General features: G+C 48.7%; 2 protein-coding genes. Both read left to right on the top strand.

The window, feature by feature from the left end; translation table 11 throughout:
• Positions 1-455, top strand: a 455-nt coding sequence (locus ABYW01_RS21310; protein WP_372836614.1) for a Na+/H+ antiporter NhaC family protein, incomplete at its 5' end; no start/stop codon positions are given.
• 473 nt (positions 456-928) lie between these two features.
• Positions 929-1,337, top strand: a 409-nt coding sequence (locus ABYW01_RS21305) for a TSUP family transporter (RefSeq protein ID WP_372836612.1), incomplete at its 3' end; no start/stop codon positions are given.

Raw genomic sequence — 1,337 nt, 5'->3', positions numbered from 1 at the left:
TGCAGGAGATTATGATTCTCTCCATGTTGATTGGTGGCCTGGGTGCGCTGATGAAAGCACACGGTGGCTTGGAATATATCGCGGGTATCATTGACCGTCTGACACGCCGCAAACAAAACACCGAACCATCACCACGCTCTGGAGAGATCAGTATTGGTGCCGCCGTGGCGCTGACTAACATGGCCACAGCGAACAATACCGTGGCGATTGTATTGAGTGGCTCGTTGGCTAAGGATATTGCCAGCCGTTACGGCGTTGATCCAAAACGCAGCGCCAGCCTGATGGATATTTTCTCCTGCGTCGTACAGGGGTTCATCCCCTACGGAGCACAGGTCCTGCTGGCGGCATCGATTGCCCAGATATCGCCGCTCGCCTTGGTTGGCTCAATTTATTACTGCGGTTTGTTAGGTATTACAGCGATCATTTCGATTGTGCTCGGCAAACCTAAAGGGTAATACCGGATTTCCGCCGGAAAAGCCCCCGGAGTAATAAGCTCCGGGGGCTATATTTTTCACTCAGGTTAAGAAAACAAGCACACGAGATATAAACGCGCTCTCTTTTGCTGCCATTCCAGTACTGCAATTCCGGCCCAAATGGACATTGAAATCTGAGTCAAAAAGCAACCTTCCACTCTGATTGATTTTCATAAAAGTCTCTCCTGTTGAATGCGCAACGTATGCACAGTTCACGATTTCTGAGCGCAACTTTAAGGCGGCAAAATGATTTCAGAATGAACAAAACGGCACCCAAAACCGATGAGCAAACCCACTCTCTATTTGGCTAATGTGAACCGATTTAAGGCGTAAGTGCTTATTTTGGCTTATATTTAAGAAGGTTGATGCGGTTTTTCCTCGCTACACAATCCCCTCATGTCCCGAGCAACTCCCACCGTTTCACCCCCGAACGTAACTCATATGAGAAACCCAATATGGAGATATCAACGACTCTCTTTATCATTCTAATTATTACTTCATTCTTTACCGGCATACTGAATGCGATTGCCGGTGGTGGCGGTATGTTAATGGTCCCTGTACTGCTCATGGCGGGCGTTCCACCCATCAATGCCATAGCAATCAACAAGCTCCAAAATACCGCTGGAACCTTAACGTCATCCCTGCACTATCTTCGCACCGGCTTTCTCGATCTGCGAAGCAACTGGCCCGCCCTGATCTTTGCATTGATCACGACCTGTCTCGGCGTGAGCTTTCTGCAACACCTGTCGTCAACGGGGAAACTGGAACAGGTTATCCCCTACCTAATGATCGGTATCGCACTCTACATGGCACTACTTCCACGTGTAAAAAAAGGCCAACAGAACGCCAAAATTCCCAGTTGGT

Source organism: Pontibacterium sp. (assembly GCF_041587635.1).
In the GTDB taxonomy this organism is placed as follows: domain Bacteria; phylum Pseudomonadota; class Gammaproteobacteria; order Pseudomonadales; family Balneatricaceae; genus Pontibacterium.
This window is presented reverse-complemented; position numbering and strand designations above follow the sequence as displayed.